5 protein-coding genes are annotated in these 25226 nt (G+C 52.2%); 1 reads left to right on the top strand and 4 read right to left on the bottom strand.

The window, feature by feature from the left end; genetic code table 11:
* The first annotated feature begins 439 nt into the window (after nt 1–439).
* Nucleotides 440–3118 carry an SBBP repeat-containing protein gene (locus tag HY774_24860; protein ID MBI4751726.1) on the top strand — a complete coding sequence of 893 codons (2679 nt, stop codon included), beginning with the start codon at nt 440–442 and terminating at the stop codon, nt 3116–3118.
* 403 nt (nt 3119–3521) lie between these two features.
* Here the strand turns inward: HY774_24860 and HY774_24865 are convergent, their stop codons facing one another.
* From HY774_24865 to HY774_24880, 4 genes are all read right to left on the bottom strand, one after another.
* Entirely contained in the window at nt 3522–4274 is a 753-nt protein-coding gene (locus tag HY774_24865; GenBank protein MBI4751727.1) for a hypothetical protein, read from the bottom strand.
* A gap of 314 nt (nt 4275–4588) precedes the next feature.
* The gene (locus HY774_24870; GenBank protein ID MBI4751728.1) at nt 4589–5518 is read right to left on the bottom strand and encodes a DUF808 domain-containing protein; all 930 of its coding nucleotides are present in this window, start codon (nt 5516–5518) and stop codon (nt 4589–4591) included.
* 222 nt (nt 5519–5740) lie between these two features.
* Nucleotides 5741–6259, bottom strand: coding sequence for a nuclear transport factor 2 family protein (locus tag HY774_24875; protein ID MBI4751729.1), 519 nt, complete (start codon nt 6257–6259; stop codon nt 5741–5743).
* An 82-nt stretch (nt 6260–6341) separates the two neighbouring features.
* Complete coding sequence (locus tag HY774_24880) at nt 6342–24833, bottom strand: non-ribosomal peptide synthase/polyketide synthase (protein MBI4751730.1); 18492 nt, start codon at nt 24831–24833, stop codon at nt 6342–6344.
* Nucleotides 24834–25226 lie beyond the last annotated feature (393 nt).

Genomic DNA, 25226 nt, shown 5'->3' on the forward strand with positions numbered 1-25226 from the left:
TCGCGTTCGGAAAAAATCAAAATTCGTCTTTGCTCTATGATTCGCTGGGGAAATGAAAAAATCACAGGTAGGTGAAAAAAATCCTGTTTTTAAGGCAGGAATGAATATAGGGCGACTGGAGCACGGGAAAGGTGAGCCTCTTTTGGGCTATGGGCTTTCGGGAAAACCAGTCGCTCTAAATGATTGAGCTGGTTGCTTTTGCGAGGTAATGATTTGAAAGTGGTCCAATCCAGTACCGAAACTGTATCAGGCATCGAGTCCGTGACAAAATTTTCAATCCATACCCCTTTATTGAGCCGATAAGTGAAAAAATTTTATGTAATGGATTTGAAGGTTGGAGCACTACACGGGTGAGTAACTCACGTTCTTGCAATTCAATCCTACAAAACCGTCCACGCGGATTTGTTCACTTATGAATTACCTTCAGGGAGAATACAGTATGAAATTTCAGAGAGAACACGCCTCTCTTCGACTCTTTTTGGCCCTCACGCTGGTCTCCAGCCTGGGTTTTTCAGTACCAGCAACCCAGTTTGCATCAACTCATCACGAACAAGCTAAACCCCTTTTCTTATCTCAATCACTCAAAGCCTCACACCCTAAAGCAAGCACAGACTTTGGGCAACTCCCATTGTACTTTGAACCGAATCGTGGTCAGACCGACAAAAACGTAAAATTTTTATCCAGACAGCCTCAGTCAACATTATTTTTGACCGATACCGAGGCCGTGCTGGTCTTCTCGAAATCCAGGAAACCCAAAATAAAACCTTTTGCCACAGAGAATTATCTGGCTCCATCAGCTTCAGAACCGATGGAAGCAGATGTGGTACGGATGCAAATTGTGGGAGCAAACCCAAATTCAGTGATTACGGGACTCAACGAGACACCAGCCAAAGTCAATTATTATGTTGGCAGCAACCCGACGAAATGGCAGGTAGGTGTTCCGACCTACAGCCGGGTAGCATACAAAGGGATCTATCCAGGAATTGATATGATCTATTACGACCAGCAGGGGCAGCTTGAGTTTGATTTTGTGGTTGCTCCTGGGACAGATCCAAATGTAATTCGTCTGAATTGGACTGGTGCCCAAAAGGTTGAAGTTGACAGGGCAGGTAATTTGCTGCTGGACATCAATGGAAGAACCATCGTGCAACACGCTCCCTTGATTTATCAGCAATCGGAAACGGGTCGAGTCGAAGTGGTTGGCCGCTATAGTGTGGAAACTGGGAAAACAGCGGACAGTCATCAAATTGGATTTGTGGTGGGGAACTATGACACCCGGAACCCATTGGTGATTGACCCGGTTTTAACGTATTCAACTTATCTTGGCGGAAGTGCTGAAGACAAAGGATATAGCATTGCGGTTGACAGTCAGGGGCAGGCCCACGTTTTCGGACGGACCTACTCAACCAATTTTCCAACCCAAAATGCCCTTTCTGGCACGCTGAGCGGGTCGCTTGATGCGTTTGTAACGAAGTTGAATGCAGCAGGGAATGGTTTGATTTTCTCAACGTATTTGGGCGGTTCGGCTGGTGAAGCAACGGGCGAAGGAGGAATTACGCTCGATAATTCGGGAAATGTGATTGTGGCTTCAAATACCAGTTCCTCAAATTTCCCAACAACGTTGTCTTACACAATTCAAGGCGCCGGGATCAATGACCTGTTTATCTCAAAGTTGAATGCCTCGGGGGCCATGGTTGATTCAGCCGTATTGGGCGGAGTTGGTGAAGATTATGCCCATGCCGTTGCTGCGGATACCCAGGGAAATATTTTTGTTACCGGAAATACAACCTCAAATCTGGAATCCGGAGGGAGCTTGCAGTCTCCGCATGCCTATCTATTGAAATTTATCAGCAGCGGTGGCAACAGCCAGGTAAAAATGATCGGGAACGCAACCTCCGCTTATCAGGAATATGGGTACGGTGTGGCTGTAACTTCTGGTGGTGTGATTTTTGTGGTTGGTACGACCGATGATCCAAATTTCCCACTGCTCAACCCCTACCAAAATGTTTACCAGGGTGTCTCAGATGGGTTTGTGGCAGCTTATACCCTGGTGACACCGCCGCCAAACCCAAGGCCAAAGCCTCCGGTTCTCACCCGACAATACTCAACTTATCTGGGTGGCAGCGGTCCGAATGGTGAAGGTGCGTTTGCGGTAACCGTTGATAGCACCGGCGCGGCATACGTGACGGGAACAACAACGTCCGTGGATTTCCCAACTGTAAACCCTTTTCTTACAAGTGGTAGCAGCTTCCTGACAAAAATTACCGGGTATGGGACGAGCGGTGTGGCCTATTCAACCTATCTCGATCTCAACTCGGGCAAAGGCGTGGCGCTTGACAGCAATGGTGCTGCCTTTGTGTGTGGTGGGATTTCAGTTGTCGGTGTGCGAAAAATCAATCCGACCGGGAGTGGTTTTGATTACTCATTCACGGTCGGGGACGGAGAAGGCAAAGCGATTGCCGTTGACAGCAATGGTGATGCCTATGTAACTGGAAATACAAATTCAACGTCTTTCCCAACTGTGAATGCCTTTCAGGGTTCATACCAGGGAGGAACAAGTGACGCTTTTGTCTCAAAGATTTCCCCAAATACTCCATCAGCAACCGTGAGCCAGTTTTATCCAGTTGCATCCTACACAGGGAAGACTTTGACCATCACTGGAACAAATTTTGCGCCGGGAACACAGGTGTATTTCGGTGGAACCCGGATGATTGCGGCAACGACAACCTATGTGAATTCAACCACGCTCCAGGTCGTGGTTCCAGCTTCAAGCTCTGGAATCGGTAATGTGAACGGATACCTGACAATCCAGGTGCCAGGGTTGTCAACGATTACTACGCTTGGGATACCGGCAAATGCTCCAAACCCAGGGAATCCATCCGCTACGTTCCCAGAATTTGTATTGTGGGGAGACACGACCTTGAATGGGGTGGTTGGGACAAACGATCTCACTCTGGTGAATGCTTACATACAGGGTCAGGTCAGCTTTAATGCCAATCAATTGTTGGCCGGAGACGTTGATCCGCTCAATGGGAATAGCAGTCGTGGTGACGGGGCGGTCAATTCTTCAGATGCTGCCTTCCTCCAGCTTGTATTGCAAGGAAGCGCATCCTTCTAACTTTTCAATTCGGAACAACTGACACACGTTAAGGCCAACTCCTACTGATTTGATGAGTGGGAGTTGGTTTCATTTACAATAAAACTTAAAAGGTGGACGGTCTTTGTATTTTTCCCAAACGACAAAGGTTTTGGCATATTTGTCGCCTAATCGGGCGCCATTTCGGAGCAAAAGACCCTCAACAAGAATCATAAATGGTATCAGGAAGACAATATTGCGTTGGAGCGATGAAGAAACGTCGCCTGGAGTTCGGAATTGCTTGTCGTACACTTTTAAGCCAAATAGGGATTTTCCAGGTGATGTTGGTCAAGAGTTCCTTTTCACACATTGGACAAAGTTCATCTGGTAGCTGGGTTTCGCTCATATTTGGTACCATAGGCTTTCCTCTTCACTTGGTGATCAATCAGGCGTTGAGTTGCAGCCGTGTTTTTCGACCTTCAAAGTGTTTCCGAAAAGTAGTAATTGGCCAGGTCAATCCCCAGGCTGCCCAGATGGCACCTTTCAGGGTTAATTTTTGATGATGGTCTCGGGTTCGATAAAAATACCCCTGCTTAATCCGTCCTTCTGACCAATCAGCTTCAAATTGTTCCCATGCCTCGACCTCAAAGCCTGGTGGAGGCGCAATCCCTTTTGAATCCTGAGGAGAAACCAGGTTCACGTGTTGACAATGTTTTTTATAAAGTTCCTGGATATCTCGAATTTTAGGGAGCTGAACTCCATGCCCCCCAGGTATTGAAGGAAGCCATAACCCCAGCGTTTCCAAATTACTTGTGACTACAAACTCACCTGAACTTAAATGTGTTACAAATTGTGTGTAACTTTGCTGTTCATTTACCACGCCCAGTGCTTTTGTAATCATTACTGTAACGAGTGCCAAATCTCCAGTTTGTCTGTTGACAAGCATCGTCAGGTACCCCGAGGTTATTTTGATTGATAGTTGGAGGCGATCCACGACTGTAAACCCTTCAAACCCTAATTTAAACTCAACGTTTCTTATATATTCTTGAGCCTGGGTTGGGAAGTCTTCAATATTTCTCTTTTGGAATTTAATCTGGATTGGAAGTTTGATGATCCATTTGACTGCGATTGGCCCAAAAATAAAAATGGCTAACTCCAGGAAGAGCCATATAGACAATAAATCTAGCAACATAAACATTTACATCCCTCCGACATGATCTTGAGTGGCACAAATTCATGATGTACAGCTACAGAAAATGGCGTGAAAAAGCGAAGAATTCATCGCTGCTGAAAAGCCATATCCTGGATTGTCATCGAATGGCCTCCATCATAAAGACAAAGAGAACTGGGCGCAATAATTTCTTTTTTTGGGTGATATGCACCTGGATGGCAGGTAGAAGCAGAAGGTTGAACGATTAAAATCCTTGTGTTTCGCTGAACTTTGAACCCTCATTGGTATAAGTTGATCCAACCTGTTCGAAAACAACAACTGAAGAACGAAGGATTTTCTGCCTACTTGCCCTTTACCAGCTTCCCGATGACGCTCACCCCAGCCAGGATCAATGCCCCGGCGATGATGCCAATGACCGCATCCAGCAGCGTGGGGGTGATTTTGGCCAAAGTCCCTCCAACTGCTGGAATGCTGTGGGCGTGATGCTCCACGATATGAATCAGGTCGTGTGAACCGGGAATACCGTGGACCAGAATGCCTCCGCCAACCAGAAACATCGCGGCGGTGCCGGCAATCGAGAGTCCTTTCATCAGGTACGGAGCGCCAAGCAAAATCCATTGCCCAAGGCGACGCTGAATTGTCCCGGATTGGTTGTTCAAATAGAGTCCCGCGTCGTCAAGTTTTACAATGCCTCCGACCAGTCCGTAAACGCCAACTGTCATGATCAGTGCAATTCCGACCAGAACCGCGACCTGGGTGCCAAAAGTAACTTTTTCGACTGTTCCCAATGTAATGGCAATGATTTCAGCCGACAAAATAAAGTCTGTCCGAACGGCGCCGGCGATTTTTTCTTTTTCCATCGCCACCATATCTACGGCGGGGTCAGCCAGGGCCGTGATGTGTTCGGTGTGGTGCGCTTCGTCCTCAGCATGACTGTGGAGAAACTTATGCGCCAGTTTTTCAAATCCTTCAAAACAGAGGTATCCGCCACCAATCATCAGAAGCGGCGTGATGCCCCACGGAGCAAAGGCGCTGATGGCCAGCGCCGCCGGCACCAAAATCGCCTTATTTTTGAGCGAACCAACGGCCACGGCCCACACCACGGCCAGTTCGCGGTCGGCATGGACTCCGGTAACCTGCTGGGCATTGAGTGCCAGGTCATCACCTAACACACCGGCGGTTTTTTGGGCCGCGACTTTGGTCATCACCGAAATATCGTCAAGTACCGAAGCAATGTCATCAATCAGGGCTAACAGGCTAGTTCCGGCCATTGGATAAGTTCCTTTGCTGATAAGATAAAAAACTGAATGAAAAGGAGTGTATGCAAAGGCCGTCAAAAAAACATGGATTTTGCCAATGGTCAAGCCAGGTTGGGGCGGAAGAAGGCGGGCTGAAGAATTGGTTTTCTTTCATCCCTCATCCTTCATCCCTCATCCCTTCCTGTGCCCTGAGCTTGCGAAACTTCCGCCCGAAGTCTTCCGCCCTCAAAATGGTTATTGCATTGGTTTTCCATCAAGTGTGGAAGTTTCTTCAATGGTGGTACTGGCCTTCATCTTCCATCCATCTTCGGTATCAACCCAGTGATCTTTCGAAACTGTGACCACGACCAGTTCGTGTGGTTTTCCATCGGGGCCAGTAATGGTTCCTTTGAGCGTTTGTTTCACGGTTGCAACGAGTGTTGTGGCATCGTCACCTTCTTCAACTTTTTCAACTTTGCTCACTGACTCGTGGACGGTTTGCAGGGCGGAAAACATTTGTTCCGTCAATTGCAGGGTTTGCTTATTGGTGAAAGATCTTCCATCTTTGGATTGAAACTTGAAATCTTCGGTTATAACTGAGGCCATGGCCTCAATTTTTTTATCTTTAATGGCCTTATCGAGTTCAGAATAATGCGCTTGGATTTCTTTCGCTTCTTCTTGAACTGGTGCTGCCTGGACAAAAAGCGGCGCAAAGAACAGAAAGAACGCGGTGAGGAACAACATTGGTCGGCGTGTAATTTTCAGTGTGTGCATAGGTGCGGATGACTCCTTGTGAGTTGTGACGTTTGGTTTCCTTGAAGCAAACAGGGGTAGTGAGAAATTCATTTGATTGATTTCATTTTTTCTTCCCCAATTGGGACAACACTTTCCCCAGTTTGTTTTTATCCAGATTGGCCAGCGGGAAGTCTTCTGGTTTGACCATTCGGGATTGGGCGGCAAGTTGGGTTTGGGAAATGAGTGTCGTGAGTGTATCCAGACACAGATGTGAAAGTCGGGAAATAATTACAGCACTGTGTAAATTTTGACTATAGGTCCACACCAGTTTTAATTTTCCACCGGTGATACTGGCCTGAACTTCAAGCAAATGACTGCGAATGCCCTGTCCATCAGCCGGTGACCCTGGTGACTCTGGCGCCACTCTGAATCCAGGTCCACCCGTGACCATGCCGGTATGCGCGTCAAGTTGACCAAAATAGTTAAAGGCAATCTCCGCGTGGGCGGCTGCTGAGAAGTGTGCCTGTAATCCTTGATCCTGGGTCAGGTACCGCAAGAGCCCATAGCCAATCCCACGATTTGGAATTTGATTGAGCATGTGCTGAATTGCCTTGAGGCGTTCGGCAACTGGTTGTCCTGATGCCAGCTCCAGTCGAACCGGATAAAGCGTCGTAAACCAGCCGACGGTTCGCGAAAGGTTGACGTCGGGGAAGAGCTCTTCACGACCATGGCCTTCTAAATCAATGAGGATGGCGGGGTTCAGGGTTCGGGGTTCAGGGTTCGGGGTTTCGGATTCCGAAACAAAAGCCGGTTGGGTATTGGTTGCGGGAAAAATCCATTCCGAAAGGGCAGTGGTCAGGGCAGTCAACAATACTTCGGTGATCTGAGTTCCAAAGGTTTTGGGCACCTGCCGCAACAGGGCTGCCGTTTGGGTTTCGTCAAGTGTTCCCACCACCTCAGCCGCCGATGCCACCGTGTTTTCACCTTTAATAAAGTCAACCGGAATTCGAGCCACAGGTGGTTGAACCCTGTCGAGCCAGAAGGGCGCTTCCCGGATCAGCTCTGGCGATTGCGCATAGGCGTGCAGTCGTTCCGACCAGTCCTTAAACGAAGTCGTTTTGGCTGGAAGTTGAACAGGCTGATTTTGACTGAGCTGGCGATAGGTTGAAACTAAATCTTCAAGCAGAACTCGCCACGACACAGCATCCATCACCAGATGATGAATCACCACCAGCAGCCGGTTGGTCCGGCCCAGGCCAGTTGCAAGGTACACAATGCGCACCAGCGGGCCTTCTGAAAGGTGGAGCGACGCCTGTTCGGTTTGGGCAATATCTGCGATTTCAGTTCCCAGAGCTTCATCGGGAACGTCAGAAAAATCGTGAACTCGCACCACCTCACTCAGTTCCTGATTCAGATTGGTTTGGACGTAGCCCGTTTCTGTTTTGATGAAGCGCATTCGCAACGCATCGTGATGGTCCAGCACGTGTGCCATCGCACGGTTGAGTTTTTCTGGTTCAAGAGACAGCGGCATTTCAAACAAAAATGCCTGATTCCAATGGTGAGGATTCGACAGCGGTTGTTCAAAAAACCAGTGCTGGATTGGTGTGAGCGGAATCGTTCCTGAAACGAGCCCTTGCTCGGTGGAAACGAGCGTTCCAGCTTCGACAATCTGAGCAAGTTCGGCAATCGTCTGGCGTTGGAAAATGTCTTTTGGACTCAGTTTCAGTCCAGCCTGACCTGCCCGGGCAACGATTTGAATCGTCAGGATCGAATCTCCGCCGAGTTCAAAGAAATTGTCGTGAATCCCAACCTGCGGCACCCGCAGCACCTGTGCCCAAATCCGGGCCAGGGTTTCTTCAATTTGGGTTTGTGGAAGCGTGACTTCTTGTGCCGGTGCTTCAATTGCAACCGGTACTCGCAGCAGTGCTTTTCGATCCACCTTGCCATTGGGCAGCATTGGAAATTGCTCAAGCACCACAAATGCCACAGGAATCATGTACTCTGGCAACTGGTCGCCAAGAAAGCCTGACAAAGCCAGAGTTCCGAGTTCCGAGTTCCGGGTTCCGGGTTCCAAGGACAGGTCCTGAGATTTGTATTTGATAAAAGCAACGAGGCGTTTGTGGCCTGACTCATCAGGTTTGGCCAGGACGACGGCCTCGGCCACCTGTGGATGCTGCATCAGGACGGCTTCGATTTCGCCCAGCTCAACCCGATATCCACGAATCTTCACCTGATCATCAATCCGGCCCAGATATTCGATGACCCCATCTGGCCGGAAGCGGGCGAGGTCACCAGTTTTGTAAAGACGTGGGCTTGGGGCTAAGGGCTGAGGGCTAGAAATCATCAATGATTGAAAACCCTCAGCCCCCAGCCCCCAGCCCTGAGCCCCGAGCGCGAAGCGCTCCTGCGTCAGTTCCGGTCGGTTCAGGTAGCCACGTGCCACGCCGTCGCCGCCGATGCACAGCTCACCAGAGACACCAATCGGCACCGGTTGTAAGTTTCGATCCAGAATGTATACCTGAACATTGGCCATTGGGCGGCCAATCGGAAGCTCGGTCCAGGTTTCCATTTCAGGCGACCAGGCTGGTGGTGCGTAGGCAATGCAGGTCACGGTTGCTTCGGTTGGACCATAGCCGTTGATCCAGGACGCACGACCCTGGCCAAGTTTTTGCCACTGAGCCGAAGTCACGGGTGAAGCTTTCTCGCCACCGACAAAAGCCATCCGCAAACTGGCCGGAAGCGGCGTGTTTGAAGCGGTCAATTCCCGCGCCAGTTCGCTAAAGTAAGCTGTCGGCGGGTCAATCACCGTGACTCGATGACGATCAATAAATTCAACAAATTCGGCACAGGATGGCACCACGGTGTGGGTTCTGAGAACGACCGTGGCGCCACAGGTCAGGGCTGAAAATATCTCTTCGGCAGCCGTGTCGAAATTGAGTGAGGCAAATTGCAGAAAACGGTCGCTGGCGTTCAGTTTCAGCAGGTGCTGGACTGCAGAACATAAATTGACGATGTTTCGATGGGTGATCAACACACCTTTGGGCAGTCCGGTTGAGCCCGAGGTATAGATGACATAGGCCAGGGAATCAGGGGTTGGGGGTTGGGGGCTCGGGGTTGGTACAACAGAAGGTTCAAACGTGCTGATATTGACAACCTGTGACTGGTGAACGGGTAAAAAGGCTTCGGATTCAGTGTCAGTGACAATCACCGGAAGCTGGGCATCCTGGATCATAAAGATCAGACGTTCCAGCGGATAGGTTGGGTCAAGTGGAACGTAGGCGCCTCCAGCTTTGAGAATTCCCAGCAGTCCGATCACCATTTCCAGTGACCGTTCCACACAGATTCCGACCAGCGTCTCCGGACCGACACCCAACGAGCAGAGGTACCCGGCCAGGGCATCGGCCCGGGCATTGAGTTCGCCATAGGTCAGTTCTGCATCGCCAAAGACAACGGCGGTGGCCAGTGGCGCCCGCACCGCCTGGGCTTCAAACAACTGGTGCAGGCATTTGTCTTTTGGATATTCAAGATGCGTGTCATTCCATTCAACCAGAATCTGATGGAGTTCCGCCGCGGTCATCAATTGAACGGTTGTTACCGGCTGTTCCGGATTGACGACCAGGTTTTCCAGCAGGGTTTGGAAGTGGCCAAGCATTCGCCGAATCGTCACGCGGTCAAACAAGTCAGTGTTAAATTCGAGGTTCCCGGCCAGTGAATCGCCGGTATCCACCATCGAAAGCGTCAAATCAAGGCGGGCAATCCGGCTTTCAAACTCCACTGGTGTGATCGAGAGTCCCGGCAACGTCTGGCCTTTTTGACGATTTCGGGCCTGATTTCCAAAATCAAACATGACCTGAAACAGCGGTGTCCGGCTCATATCGCGTTCGGGTTGAACCGCATCCACGATTTTTTCAAAGGGAACTTCGCTGTGGGCAAAGGCTTCGAGCGTGGTCTGGCGAACCCGGTTGAGGACGTCAACAAACGTCGGCTGGTCTGAAAAATCGGTTCGTAGCGCCAGCGTGTTGATGAAAGGACCAATCAACCCTTCAGTTTCCAGGTGGTTGCGATTGGCAATTGGTGATCCAACCACAATGTCTGCCTGTCCAGAGTACCGTGAAAGCAGCGTCTGGAAGGCCGCCAGCAATGTCATAAACAGCGTGCTGCCATGCTGACGGCTCAGAGCACGCACTTTTTCGGAAAGTTCAGGAGACAGGCTGAAAGTTTCATCTGACCCCTGGAAGGTCTGTACTTCGGGCCGTGGCCGATCTGTCGGAAGCGATAAAACCGGCAGCGGGGCCGCAAACTTTTGTTTCCAGTAGGCCAGTTCTGACTCCAGCCGTTCCGGATTTAAAAAGTCACGTTGCCAGGCGGCATAATCGGCAAATTGAACTGGCAACGCCGGCAGCGATGATGGTTGCCTGGTCACGCCAGCCCGATAGAGTGCTGCCACTTCGCGCAACATCACACCGATTGACCATCCGTCTGAAACAATGTGGTGCATTGAAATCAGCAGCAGATGATCGGTTTCGGCCAGTTTCACGGCCTGGACTCGCAGCAATGGTCCGGTGGCAAGGTCAAACGGATGCCACAAAAAGTGCAGCATTTCGGTTTTAAACTGGTGAACCGTCGCTGATTCAGTCTCCGTCAGGTCAATCGAGCGGTTTGACACGTCTTCGATTACAAAGGTAAACCCGGTTGATTCAGAGATGTGGAGCGCCGGCTCACCATCAGTGGTCACAAACGTCGTGCGCAGGATTTCATGGCGCTTGACCAGTTCTGAAAATGCGGTTCGAAGGGTCTCCAGGTCAAGCTCACCAGTCAATCTGAGGGCAGCGGGCATAATGTAGGCCGCGCTCCCTGGTTCAAGCTGATCCAGGAACCAGAGCCGTTGCTGGGTAAAGGAAAGCGGCAATTTTTGATCGCGGGAAACGGGCTGTAACGGCGGCGCACTGGCTCGAACCTGGGTTTGTGCGCGCTCAAGATCAATCGCCCCGGACAGTTCGGCCACGGTTGGGTGCGAAAAAACCTGCTGCAATGGAAACTCAATCGCAAAGGCTTCGCGAATCCGGGTTGCCAGCCGGGTTGCCAGCAATGAATGCCCGCCAAGTTCAAAGAAATTGTGGTGAATGCCAATCTTTGGCTGAAAGAGAAGCCCGGCAAAGAGTTCAGCCACCAGGGTTTCAGTTGCCGTTCGAGGGGCAATCAGTTCACCCGCGTCTTTTGAAATCACACTTTCCGGTGCTGGCAGGCAGTTGCGATCAATTTTCCCGCTTGGGGTCAACGGCATTTGATCAAGATGGACAAAAACCGACGGCACCATAAAGGCTGGTACCTGACCTTTGAGATAAGCTCGGAGTTCCGCTTCGATCCCGGCGGGCCCGCTGTTCGAATCAGGTCGGATGGTTACATAGGCCACCAGAAACGCATCTGGCTGCCCAGTTTTCAAGACCCGGACTGCGGCGGCCTGAACTTCAGGGTGGTGCTGCAAAATCGTTTCAATTTCGCCCAACTCGATACGATGTCCACGCACTTTGACCTGATCATCCAGCCGTCCGAGAAATTCCACATTTCCATCCGCGAGCCAGCGGACGCGGTCACCAGTGCGATACAGAGCCAGGGTTCGGGGTTCAGGGTTCAGGGTATGAAAACCTGGTTTTGAAAGATTAAATGTTTCCTGGAATTCTAAACTTTCAGGTTGATGGAATGTCTCAGGTTCAACATCCCTGAACCCTGAACCCTGAACCCTGAACCCTGATTCAAACCCTGAACCCTGAACCCTGAACCCGCTTTTATCGGCCCTGAACCCTGTCTGATCCGGTCGGTTGAGATACCCACGGGCGAGACTGGTTCCGCCGATATACAACTCACCAGGAATGCCTGCCGGGACGGGATTGCCCCACGCGTCCACAATAAACAACTGTGTATTGGCAATCGGTCGGCCAATCGGCGGTGACTGGGTTAAGGTCCCCTGGCATTCAAACATTGAGGCGCAGACGGTTGTTTCCGTCGGACCGTAGGCATTGACAAAGCGTCGCCCAGGTGACCACTGATTGGCAACTTCTGCCGGACAGCGTTCCCCAGCCACGACCAGCAAGCGCAGGGCCGGGAGGTTTGTCACCGGCATCACTGAAAGCATCGTCGGTGGGAGGGTGGCAATTGTAATAGATTCGGTTTGTAAGAACCGGACAAGGTGTTCGGGTGATGTCACCGTTTCACGCGTTGTCACGACCAGAGTACTTCCACTCAAGAGTGCCATGGCGATTTCCCAAACGGCAGCGTCAAAGCTCAACGAAGCAAATTGCAGTACCCGATCCTCCGGTGTGAGCTGGAATGCCTGCTGCTGGGCAACAGAGAGGTTACACAGCCCCAGATGGGTGAGCAACGTCCCTTTGGGCTTTCCGGTCGAACCCGAGGTGTAGATGACGTAGGCCAAAGACAAGGGGCTGGGGGCTGGGGGCTGGGGGCTAGGGACCAGGGGCTGGGGGCTGGGGGCTGGGGGCTGGGATTCGGAATTTATGTCCTTGATGCCCCTTATGTCCTTTAAGTCCTTTAAATCAACCAGCTCTATGGTGGGAATGTGATTGCTTGTCGATAACCACTGGCTTGATTGGGTGTTGGTGACTATGACCGAAAGGCCGGCATCCTCAACCATAAATGTCAGTCGGTCAGCCGGGTAGGTTGGATCCATTGGCAGGAAGGCCCCACCGGCTTTGAGGATTCCTAAAATCCCAACCACCGTCTCCACCGAGCGCTCAAGACACAGGCCGACGATGACATCCGGCCCAACACCAAGCGTTTGCAGATGCGCTGCCAGCCGTTCCGCCTGCTGATTGAGTGCTACATAGGAAAGCGCTGTTCGTTCTCCGCTTTGCGGGTTGATAAACTCAACGGCGGTGGTTTCAGGGGTTTGCGCAACCTGTTGTTCAAAGCGCCGATGGGCCAGCAATGGTTCGGTGAGTTCGACGGCGGTGTCGTTCCATTCAACCAGAATGTGGTGCGCTTCGGCGGGTGACATCATCGGCACAAGCGATACCGACTCGTCAGGCGAGGCCAGCAGATTTTCCACCAGCGTCCGGAAATGGCTGATCATCCGATCAATGGTCGCAGCATCAAACAGGTCGGTGTTATATTCCATCCCGCATTTCAAGCCGCCAGCGGTTTCAATCACCGACAGCAACAAATCATATTTCGCGGTATGGTCAGTACCACTCAGGAGTTGTACCTGTATGTCTCCGAGCGGTACTGTCTGAAGCGGCGTGTTTTGCAGCACGAAGGCGACCTGGAACAGCGGTGAATGGCTCAACTCGCGTTTGGGATGCAGGACTTCGACCAGTTTTTCAAACGGAACATCCTGATGGCTAAAGGCCCCAAGCGTCGTTTCCCGGACACGCCCCAGGAGTTCGCGAAAGGTCGTCCAGTGAGGCGATGACTCTGATTCAAGTCTGGTCCGTAGGACCAGCGTGTTGAGAAAGTATCCGATTAGACCTTCAATTTCCTTGCGGTTCCGGTTGGCCGTGGTTGTCCCGATACAAATATCTGCCTGTCCACTATAGCGTGCCAGAAAGACTTTGTAGGCCGCCAGCAGCGTCATAAACAGCGTGACGCCTTCACGCCGGCTCAGTACGTGCAGCGATTGGGTCACTTCAGCCGACAGGGCAAATCCTCTGGTGGCGCCATTGAAAGTCTGCATCGCTGGCCGTGGCCGGTCAGTCGGAAGTTCCAGCACTGGCGGCGCATCCTGGAGCTTTTCTTTCCAGTAGGCCACCTGGGCTTCGAGCACCGTTCCTTGCAGCCAGTCGCGTTGCCAGTGGGCAAAATCGGCATACTGCACCGGCAATGGCGGCAGCATTGGCGACAAGCCCTTTGAATAAGCCCGGTAGAGTGTCCCCAGTTCACGCACCAGAATGCCCATTGACCAGCCATCAGCCGCAATGTGATGGAGCGTCAGCGCCAGGATATGGTCATTTTCCGCCAGTTTGAGCAGGCCGACGCGCAGCATTGGCGGATGGGTCAGATCAAACGGTTTTTGGGCTTCGGTGACCAGAATATGACCAATGCGACGTTTGCGAGCCGGTTCGTCAAGCGCAATGAGTTCCGTGGAAAGATCCTGGTTCCAGATATGGAACGGCAGATTGTTATCCTGAATGTACTGAATCGGTTGGCCATCGCTGATCAAATAACCGGTGCGCAAAACTTCGTGACGGCGGATAAGTTCGATAAATGCCTGCTCCAGTGCTGGTTGATCAAGCACGCCCGTCAGCCGAAGCGCAAACGGAATGTTATAGGCTGACGTGTTTGGGTCAAGCTGATGCAAAAACCAGAGCCGTTCCTGGGCAAATGAAAGTGGGAATTCCTGTTCACGTGAAACCGGCACGATTGGCGGCAGCGCCGAAAGCATCGCTTCACCCGGTTTGCCTGCCATCAGTGCTGTTTGGATTTCAGCCGCCATGTCTTCCAGCACTGGAATTTCAAACAGGCGGCGAAGCGGAAGCTCAACCTGGAAGCTGTCTCGAATCCGCGAGACAAGCTGTGCCGCGAGCAGCGAATGTCCACCCAAATCAAAGAAATTGTCGGTCACACTCAAACTGTTGAGGCCGAGCAGTTCGGCCCAGAGTTCGATCAGGGCGGCTTCGGTGGCAGTTCGCGGGCCGATCTGTTCGCTGGCTGGAAGTGCAAATTGTTCTGGTTCAGGCAGTTGCCGGCGATCAATCTTTCCGTGGGCCGTCAACGGAAACATGGTGAGCACCACAAATGCTGACGGCACCATATATTCCGGAAGCACGGCTTTGAGTCTGGCTTGAAGCTCGTGAATCAGCGCCACTGTGTCAACTTCATCTTCAGGCACAACGTAGGCCACCAGTCGCTGCCCACTGTGCGCATCATCTTTGACCAGGAGAAGTGATTCAGCCACTTCGGGTTGTTGATTGAGGACCGCCTGGATCTCACCCGGCTCGATCCGGAATCCACGAATTTTAACCTGATCGTCAATTCGGCCCAGGTATTCAAGCCTGCCGTTGGGAAGCCACCGGCCAAGGTCTCCAGTACGATAGAGGGGATAGAGGATGGGGGATGGGGGATGGATAGAAGCCAGTGAACCAGGTTTTGAACTATCCCCTGACCCCTGACCCCTGACCCCTAAAGCGAAGCGCTCTGCCGTCAACTCCGGTCGGTTCAAATAGCCACGGGCGACACCGGCGCCTCCGACATGGAGTTCACCTTTGACTCCCATCGGCACCGGGAAGCCGTGGCGATCCAGGACAAACACCTGCAAGTCGGGAATTGGTACGCCAATCGGGCTCGTCTGGCCACATTCGGCATCCGCTTTGGTCAACGGATGGAACGTGACGTGAACCGTCGTTTCCGTGATGCCATACATATTGATCAGGCGTGGATGCGCGTCTCCGTGGCGCTCAAACCAGTCGAGCAAGGTGACTGGTTCCAGTTTTTCGCCTCCAAAGATGACATATCGGAGGGCCAGTTGAGCCTGTTCGATATGATCAACCCGCATCAGTTGCCGGAAGGCAGATGGTGTCTGATTCAGGACTGTAACCTGCTCTCGTTGTAGTAACTTATAGAAATCTTCCGCCGAGCGTGACGTCCAGTAATCCACCACCACGAGTTTCCCGCCATAGAATAACGCCCCCCACAGTTCCCAGACTGAAAAATCAAACGCGACCGAATGAAACAGCGTCCAGACATCATTTTGATCAAAGTTGAACCAGTGCGCCGTCGCGTCAAACAACCGCACCGCATTGGCGTGGGTGACGATCACGCCCTTGGGTTTGCCGGTCGAACCAGAGGTGTAAATCACGTAGGCTGGGACGTCAGGGGTCAGGGGTTGGGGGGTAGGGGTCAGGGATTCGGGAACGGAAACTGGTTTGTCCAGGCAAACAACGATGGGGGATGGGGGATGGGGGACAGGGGATGGGGAACCCTCCGCTGAAATTGGTTCTGAGGCCCGAAGGGTCGGTGTGTGATAGCCGGGGTGCGACAGCCCCCGGTCCTCGACGGGGGATGGGGGATGGGGGATGGGGGATGGGGAACCCTCCGCTGAAATTGGTTCTGAGGCCCGAAGGGTCGTTGTGTGATAGCCGGGGTGCGACAGCCCCCGGTCAGAATACCCAATCCGGTCAACCAGATGTGATTGTGTGACGACAACCGGCGACTGGGCGTCATCGAGAATAAAGGCAATCCGTTCCTGGGGATACGTTGGGTCAATTGGAACGTAAGCGGCACCGGATTTCAAAATCCCCAGAATTCCCACCACCATTTCCAGTGACCGTTCAACACACAAGGCAACCAGCGTTTCCGGACCGACGCCAGACTGGTGTAGTTGATGTGCCAGTTCGTCGGCTCGCTCGTTGAGTTCGCGATAGGTCAATTGGGCTTCGCCAAATACAACAGCAGTGGCATCTGGTGTTCGTGCAACCTGTGCTTCAAACCGATGATGGAGGCACTCTGTGACAGGAAACGCCTGAAAATCAGGATTTCCCGACAGCAGCCGCGTTTGCTCAGCTTCGGTCAAAATTGGAAGTGTCGCCAGCGTTTGTTCAGGATTGTTTGTAACGGCTGAAAGCAGATTCCGGAAATGATCGAGCATTCGCCTGATAGTGCTTTCATCAAACAAAGCCGCGTTATATTCAATATTTCCAACCAGTTCGCGGCCTGTGTCACGCAGCCCAAGTGTCAAATCAAATTTCACCGGGCCGCCAAACTGTGCGCCTTCAGCTTGACCAATCGGCGTAATCCCGAGTTCGGTGCTCAACTGCATTTCCTGCGGCGCGTTTTGAAGCACAAACATCACCTGGAAAATCGGTGTGTAACTCAAATCACGCACCGGGTGCAGCGCTTCGACCAGTTTTTCAAACGGAACATCCTGATGAGCATAGGCGGTGAGCGCGGTTTCCCGAACCTGTCGGAGCAATTCGCGGAACGTCACGGTTGGCGAAAAATCAGCGCGCATCACCAGCGTGTTGACGAAAAAGCCAATCAGGGGTTCGAGTTCCTTGCGAGTCCGCCCGGCAATCGGTGTCCCCACCACAACGGTTTCCTGCTGTGAATAGCGATGCAGCAACGCCTGAAATGCCGCCAGCAGCGTCATATACAGCGTCACGCCGTGCTGCTGACTGATGGTTTTCAGTTGTTCACTGAGGTCTGTGGGCAACGAAAAGGCAACATTTCCACCTTTGAACGATTGCACTGCCGGACGGGGCCGATCCGTTGGAAGTTCAATCACCGGAGGCACATCGCTCAACTGGGTGCGCCAATAGGCAATTTGCCGGTCAAGTCGTTCACCCTGCAGCCACGCCCGCTGCCAGGCGGCAAAGTCGGCATATTGAACTGGAAGTTCAGAGAGCGGTGACGGCAACCCATTTGAAAAAGCGCGATAGAGTGCAGCCAGTTCGCGCACCATGATTCCGGTTGACCAGCCATCAGAAACAATGTGGTGCAATGTCACCATCAACACGTGGTCAGTTTCGGCGAGTTGAAAGATCTTGATCCGCAGCAATGGCCCTCGGGAAAGATCAAACGGGGCACGGGCTTCAGCTACAAATTCGGTCGTTACTTTTGATTTCTGGTATTCAGTGTTGCCAAGAATTCGCTTCTTTGTAATGAAATTTTCAGCAATTCTCGAATGAATGTTCTGGACAGGTTTACCATCAACGGTGTGGAACGTTGTGCGCAGGACTTCGTGACGGCTGGTCAGTTCGATCACTGCCTGTTCGAGGGCCGTGATATTGAGCGGGCCGGTGATTCGAAACGCCGCTGGCAGGTTGTAGGCAGTGCTGGTCGGTTCAAATTCGTGCAAAAACCAGAGCCGTTCCTGAGCAAACGAAAGCGGCAACCACTGGTCTCGCGGAATTGAAACCAGCGTTGCCAGAGAAGCGGATTCAGTTCCGCTGGCTTTCCGAACCAGTGCCGCATCAATCACCGCCGCAAACCCGGACAGGGTTGGAAATTCAAAAAGCTGTCGGAGCGGAACTTCGACCCCAAACGCATCTCTCACCCGTGAAATGAGTTGCGTGGCCGTTAATGAATGCCCGCCCAGTGCAAAGAAATGACTGTCTCCACCAACAGGTTCAAGCTTGAGAACCTGGGCGTATAAACCTGCCAGCAGTTCCTCGGTGGGCGTCGAAAGTGGAGTGACGGTATTAGATGACCCCCCGGTCACATCACATTGGGGCAGGCGCTTCCGGTCAATTTTTCCATTCGGCGTCAGTGGAAATACTTCGAGAACCATAATGGCCGACGGCACCATAAATGCTGGCACCGTTGTTTCTAAATATTCGGCCAATATTTGACGGATTGTTGCTGATTCAGCTTCAGGTTTCGCCGTGACATAGGCAACCAGATGTTTGTTGCCCTGCCCATCTTCGCGGACCATAACCACTGATTCAGCAATGAGTTGATGACGATTGAGTGTGGCTTCGATTTCGCCCGGCTCAACCCGGAAGCCTCGAATTTTCACTTGTGAATCAATCCGCCCAAGATATTCCATGTTGCCATCCGGCAGCCAGCGGACGAGATCCCCCGTGCGGTAGCGGGGATGGAGGATGGAGGATGGGGGATAGATGAAAGCAGATGAAACCGGTTTTGAACTGTCCCCTGTCCCCTGTCCCCTGTCCCCTACATAACCGCGTGCAATCCCTATGCCGCCAAGGCACAACTCACCTGGAAAGCCTGGTGGAACCGGTTGCTGGTGGCAGTCCAAAACCAGCGCCTGCACATTGGGAAGCGGTCGCCCAATCGGAAGTCGCGCCTGGTTGGTCTCAAAATTCGGGTCTGCCGCCGGTTCATAGAGCGTGGCTGATACGGTGGCTTCGGTTGGGCCATAGGTGTTGATCCAGCGGATAGTGTTTCCGGCCAGTTTTTGCCAGTCGGCAAAGACTTCGGGGAGGGCCCGTTCGCCACCAACCACAACCAGCCGCAGCGTTTCTGGAAGCGCCGTGTTTGTACGGGTGAGTTCACGTGTCCACTCGTGCCAGTACGCTGTCGGCGGATCAAAAATTGTCACACTAGCGGTATTACAAACCCGATGGAAATCTACAAACGAAAGCCGTCGAATGTTGCGTTTGACGACAATTCTGGCACCGGAAATTAACGCCGGGAAGATTTCTTCGGCAGCCGTGTCGAAACTGATTGAGGCAAATTGTACAACCGCATCGTCAGGCGTCAGTTTAAAGGCTCTGGCCGCCACACACGCCAGATTGACCAGCGAGCAGTGTTCGATCATCACGCCTTTTGGCGTTCCGGTTGAGCCGGAGGTGTAAATGGCGTAAGCCAAAGACCAGGGGCTGGGGGCTGGGGGCTGGGGGCTGGGGGGTTCAAAATCGGGCTGGGATTTTATGTCCTTTGTGTCCCTTATGTCCTTTAAGTCGTTCAGGTTGAGTCGGGTTATTTGGTCAGCCTCCCGTATCACCTGATCTGACCGGGTGTCGGTAACAATCACGGAAAGCCCGGCGTCCTCGATCATAAACGCCAGTCGTTCGCCAGGATAGGTTGGATCAAGTGGCACGTAGGCACCGCCGGATTTTAAAATGCCGAGCATTCCGACAATCATTTCAATTGACGGTTCGAGGCACAGTCCAACCAGCGTATCTGGTTGGATTCCAAGCGCTTGCAGTCTGCTGGCCAGAGCGTCGGCGCGGTCATTGAGTTCCTGGTAGGTGACGGTTGCTTCGATTTGAGTTGGGTCATCCTCCGCAATTTGAACCAGGGCAATTGCCTCTGGTGTTTGTTCAACCTGGGCAGCAAAGAGCTGGTGGATACACTGATCAAGCGGGAAGTTTTCGGTTGTGCCAACCCATTGATCAAGCTGGATTTGTTCTGATTCAGTCAGAAATGAGAGCGCACCTACGGGTTGGCCAGGGTTGGTGACAATCATTTCAAGCAGTCGGTTGAAGTGAGCGACGATTCGCTCGATAGTTTCAGCCCGAAACAGATCGGTGTTGAATTCAAACTGGCCCTGGATGGTGTCGCCGGTATCAATCATTCCCAGCGTTAGATCAAATTTGGCCGTCTGACTGCTCGTTTCAATCGGCGAAATGCCCGATTCTTTGAGGGATCGTTCAAAAGTACGCGCTGGCTGGAGGTCAAACATGACCTGAAACAATGGTGACCGGCTCAAATCGCGTTCGGGTTGGACGGCTTCCACGATTTGTTCAAACGGCACATCCTGATTGGCAAACGCATCCAGCGCCGTGTCTTTGACCCGCTGCACAATGTCGCGAAATGACAGCGAAGATTGACCATCCGGGGTCGCAAAACTGGTTCTCAGAACCAGCGTGTTGACGAAAAACCCAACCAGCGGCTCCAGTTCGATTCGGCTCCGGCCCGCAGTTGGTGACCCGACGCAGATGTCATCCTGCCCGCTGTACCGATACAGGAGCGTTTGAAACCCGGCCAGCAGAGTCATAAAGAGCGTGGCACCCTCTGACTGGCTCAGCCTTCTGAGTTGTTCTGAAAGCTCGGGCGAAAAATGAAACGTTGTCTTCGACCCGCGATGGGTCTGGATGGGCGGACGTGGAAAATCGGTCGGCAACTGGAGCGGGCTGCAATCGGCAAGTTGTGTTTTCCAGTAGTCAACCTGACGCTGCATCACCTCGCCAGTAAACCATTCCTGTTGCCAGTGGGCAAAATCGGCATATTGAACCGGCAGCGGCACCAGCGGCGAAGGCTTGTGTTCAGAAAAAGCCAGATAGAGCGTGATCAGTTCGCGCACCAGAATCTGGATGGACCATCCGTCGCATACAATGTGGTGCATGGTGACCATCAAGATGTGGTCATTTTCAGCCAGTTTCACAAGCAGTGCCCGCACCAGCGGTCCTGTGGCGAGATCAAACGGCTGGCTGGCCTCGGCGGCAAGTTGTTGCGTTAATTGGGCTTTTTGGTGGGATTCTGAACGGGTTGAAAATTCAGCCGGGACTTCAATTTTTCGCAATTCAAAGTCGGACGCTGATGTGAGCACTTTTTGGACCGGCGTGCCATTGACCGATTGATACACAGTCCGCAGCACTTCGTGGCGGTGCAGAAGCTCGGAAAATGCCTGCTCCAGCGCGGTTGAGTTGAGTGGTCGTTGCAAACGGATAGCTGCTGGAACGTTGTAAGCCGCGCTGCCGGGTTCAAGCTGATCCAAAAACCAGAGCCGGTGTTGGGCAAATGACAGCGGCAACGGCAGGTCGCGTGAAACCCGTTCAATCGGAGGAAGTTCAGGTTGAAGCCGCGTTGCTTGATCAGTTGTCGTCTGGGTCTGGTCAATCAACCCAGCCAATCCTGCCAGGGTCGGGAATTCAAAGAGTTTTCGGAGCGAAATCTCAACGCCAAACACCTTGCGAATCCGCGACATCAATTGCGTTCCAAGCAGGGAATGCCCACCCAGGCTAAAAAAATTGTCGTTAACACCAACCTGTTCTACTCCAAGGAGTTGCGTCCAGACTTCGGCTAATGTTTGCTGGGTTGCGGTTTCGGGGGCGGCAAAAACGGCCTGATTGGTGGTCTCGATGCGTTCTGGGGCTGGTAACGCCCGGCGGTCAATTTTTCCATTCGGCGAAACCGGGAAGTCACTTAAAAACACAAGCGCCGTCGGCAGCATATGTTCGGGCAGGTGTTCGGCAAGAAATTGCTGGAGCCCGGTTCGTACCAGATCAAAATCAGCATGAGTTGCTTCCTGGGCAATCACATACGCCACAAGCCGTTTGTTGCCGGGGGTATCTTCGCGGGCAATCACGACCGCTTCGCGAACAGCAGTGTGTTGACGCAAGACAGATTCAATTTCACCAGGTTCAATGCGATACCCACGAATTTTGATCTGATCGTCAATGCGGCCCAGGAATTCAATCGTGCCATCAGGTCGGATGCGTCCCAAATCCCCGGTTCGATACAAAGCCAGGGTTCCGGGTTCCGGGTTCCGGGTTTGGATGTCCAAAGCCAGGGTTCGGGGTTCCGGGTTCCGGGTTTGGGGGCTCCCTTTTAAGAGATCTGATAAATCCTGAGATTCTTTGCTATCGGCTTGATCAGGTCCTTCTAATTCAGGAATCTTGAACCCTGAACCCTGAACCCTGAACCCTGAACCCTGATCTGAACCCGGAACCCTGAACCCGAGATAGCCGCGTGCCAGTCCAATGCCGCCAATGAAAATTTCACCGGGAACGCCAAATGGAACCGGCTCGCCCTGGGCATCCAGGACAAACATCTGCATATTGGCAATTGGTCTGCCGATGGGAACAGAACCGGAAATGGTCCGACCAGGTGGAACTTCGTAGACGCAGCAGCCAACAGTGGCCTCAGTTGGGCCATATTCGTTGATCAACCGCGTGGTTGGTGAGTGTGTTTGCCAGAAGGTCAGGGTTTCTCCGGAAAGTGCTTCGCCACCAATGATAAGAGCCCCGATTTTTTTGGAAATTGGAACGGTTGCCAGCTCCTGATTGAGCATTTCCAGATGAGTTGGAGTGAGTTTCACAAACCCAAACCCTTTGGCATCGGTTATGACTGTGATGAGCGCGGAAACGCCGACATCTTCGGTTGTAATCCAGACGCTTCGCCCAGCCAGAAGCGGAGCAAACAGGCTGGTAATGGTCAGGTCAAAGCCGATGGGGGAATGCAACGGCGCCCCATGCGGGAAATTGGTCGGATAGTTTTCCAGACACCAGTGCAGGTAATTGACGACGCTACGGTGTTCAATCATCACGCCTTTGGGCTGTCCGGTTGAGCCTGAGGTGTAAATCATATAGGCCAGGTTCTCTGGCGTTACACCCGACGGTTGCAGAATGCGGCGTTGCGGATTGAATGGCTCATCCAGATAGACAACTGTTCCATCAAAGTCAGGCAGTCGGTCTTTGAATCTGGTTTCGGTGAGCAGCACGCGCACGTTGGAATCTTTGAGCAGAAAAGCAAGTCGTTCTTTGGGATAGGTCGGGTCAAACGGTACAAACGCCGCCCCGGCTTTTAAAATCCCCAGCATTCCAATGATAGTTTCCGGACGATGGGTGCTGCAGATTCCAACCAGCTTTTCCGGGCCGATACCAAACGATTGCAGGTGCCGCGCCAGACGATCAGCCCGGACGTTCACTTCGCGAAAGGTCAGGATTTGAAGATGTGAAGCTGTTTCATCTTCTTCGCCAAAGTCATCAAAGTCATCGAACTCATCAAAATCATTGAATTCTTCTTCGGATTCCGCCTGGTTTGGATCCTGAAACACCAGGGCGGGTTCATCCGGAATGCGTCGAACCTGAGCTTCAAACAGTTCGTGAAGGCAACTGATAGTTGGGTATTCACGCGCTGTTTGATTGAGTTGAACCAGCAGAAAATGGCGATCTTCGTCGCTCAACAGATTGAGTTTTCCAACCTCTGTTTCCGGAGTCTGGACCAGACTGGTGAGCAACGTTTCAAAGCAGCGGGCCAGGTGGGCGGCATAGCGAGGTTCAATCTGAGCCCGGTCAAACTGGATTTCGAGCGAAAAGTTGTCTGGGTAATGAATGCCGACCAGTTTCAGGCAAAACGGGTCCGAGATTGATTGCAGACGATAGAGCGTGAATTGCTCAGTGGTGGTTGGGGTTTCGGGCCGAAAATCAAGGAATTCAAACTGAAAATGAATTCGTGCCTGGGTGGAGGCAGGGAACAGGACTTCAAAATCAAAGTATTCCTGCCATTCAGTCGTTTCTGAAACGGCATCAAGAGTGTGTTTGACTGCGCTGACAAAGTTTGTATTTTCAATGAGTTCGGAACAGACCGGCACTGGTCGCGCCAGCAAGCCAAAGGTATCAGCCAGCCCGTCAACTGTGCGTCCATCGTTCATCACGCCGATAGTGAGACTGGTGGTGCCGGTCATTCGGGCAAGAAAAACCTGCCAGGCTGCCAGCAAAATATCCTGAAATTCCAGGTTGTGATCTTCGGCCAGTGACCGAAGCTCCCGCCGCAACCGGCTGCTTATGGGGATCTTGAGTGATTCGACTTCAAAAGGAAGCGCGCCTGGAAGTTCAAATGGCAACCGGGTGGTAATGGAAGTTCGGTCAAGGTTGTCCCAAAAGGCTTTGCCGTCAGCGGCTTCGTCTGATTCCAGCAGGGTATGTTGCCATTCTGAAAACTGCACAAACTGGACTGGTTCTGGATCCAGGTCTGACCGGGCGCTGTCGGTTGTGGCGAGGATCTCCAGTTCGTTGACGAAGTTTCCCATCGTCTGTGCATCAGCGCAGAGGGCTGGAAGCGCGACAAACAACACGGATTTTCCGGGCTGGAGCGCCAGGAATGCCACTTGCAGCACCGGCCCTTGTTCAAGATCAAACCCGCGCAGCAATTCAGTTTGGAAAAGAGCTTCAATCAGTTCGCCCTGGTTTTGAAACATGCCAGGGTCGGCATCCAGAAAGCGAAACTCGATGGCTGGTTGATCGAGCACTACCTGAACCGGCAGTTTCATTCCGGGCAACTGGCGGAAAACCGTCCGCAGAATCTCGTGACGCTGGACAATCTGAGTGAGTGCCTGTCTCAGCTTTTCCAGATTGAGATTGGTGTTGATCAGAATCGCCGCTGCCGTGCGAAAGATTGACTGGTCGGGTTGGAACCGCCACAGGCGTTTTTGTTGGAGCGAAAGTTGATAGCCTTCGAGCGTGTCTGTAAACATGGTGGATTGGGGTATCAGATGAATTGGAATGAGAGCGTGTGGAAGTCGGGAACTATACCAGAAAAGGCAACCCCCTGGCGTGAGGACCTGGGCAATCAACCAGGTGCTATAGATCTTCAAAAGAAGAAACCACGGAATACACGGAATACACAGAAAATAAATCCAAATTCTTCAATGATTTCTGAGACTCCAGCGAAATAAAGGCCGAGGAAATATTTATCTGAAAAGCTATATCTGGTGAAATTGAGAAGTACCCGACTGAAAATTCAAAGACATTTTTAACCACGAAATACACGAAAACCACGAAAAAAACCAAACACTTATACCAATTTGGAGTCAGGGTATCGGGGTCAGGGGTCAGGGAAATCCAATTTTCTCAATGGCTTAGCTTTC

The sequence above is a fragment of the Acidobacteriota bacterium genome (assembly GCA_016208495.1).
Classification (GTDB): domain Bacteria; phylum Acidobacteriota; class Blastocatellia; order Chloracidobacteriales; family Chloracidobacteriaceae; genus JACQXX01.

Coding starts and splice junctions, on each gene's coding strand:
- HY774_24860 (MBI4751726.1), top strand. CDS start 440: ATGAAATTTCAGAGAGAACACGCCTCTCTTCGACTCTTTTTGGCCCTC.
- HY774_24865 (MBI4751727.1), bottom strand. CDS start 4,274: ATGTTTATGTTGCTAGATTTATTGTCTATATGGCTCTTCCTGGAGTTA.
- HY774_24870 (MBI4751728.1), bottom strand. CDS start 5,518: ATGGCCGGAACTAGCCTGTTAGCCCTGATTGATGACATTGCTTCGGTA.
- HY774_24875 (MBI4751729.1), bottom strand. CDS start 6,259: ATGCACACACTGAAAATTACACGCCGACCAATGTTGTTCCTCACCGCG.
- HY774_24880 (MBI4751730.1), bottom strand. CDS start 24,833: ATGTTTACAGACACGCTCGAAGGCTATCAACTTTCGCTCCAACAAAAA.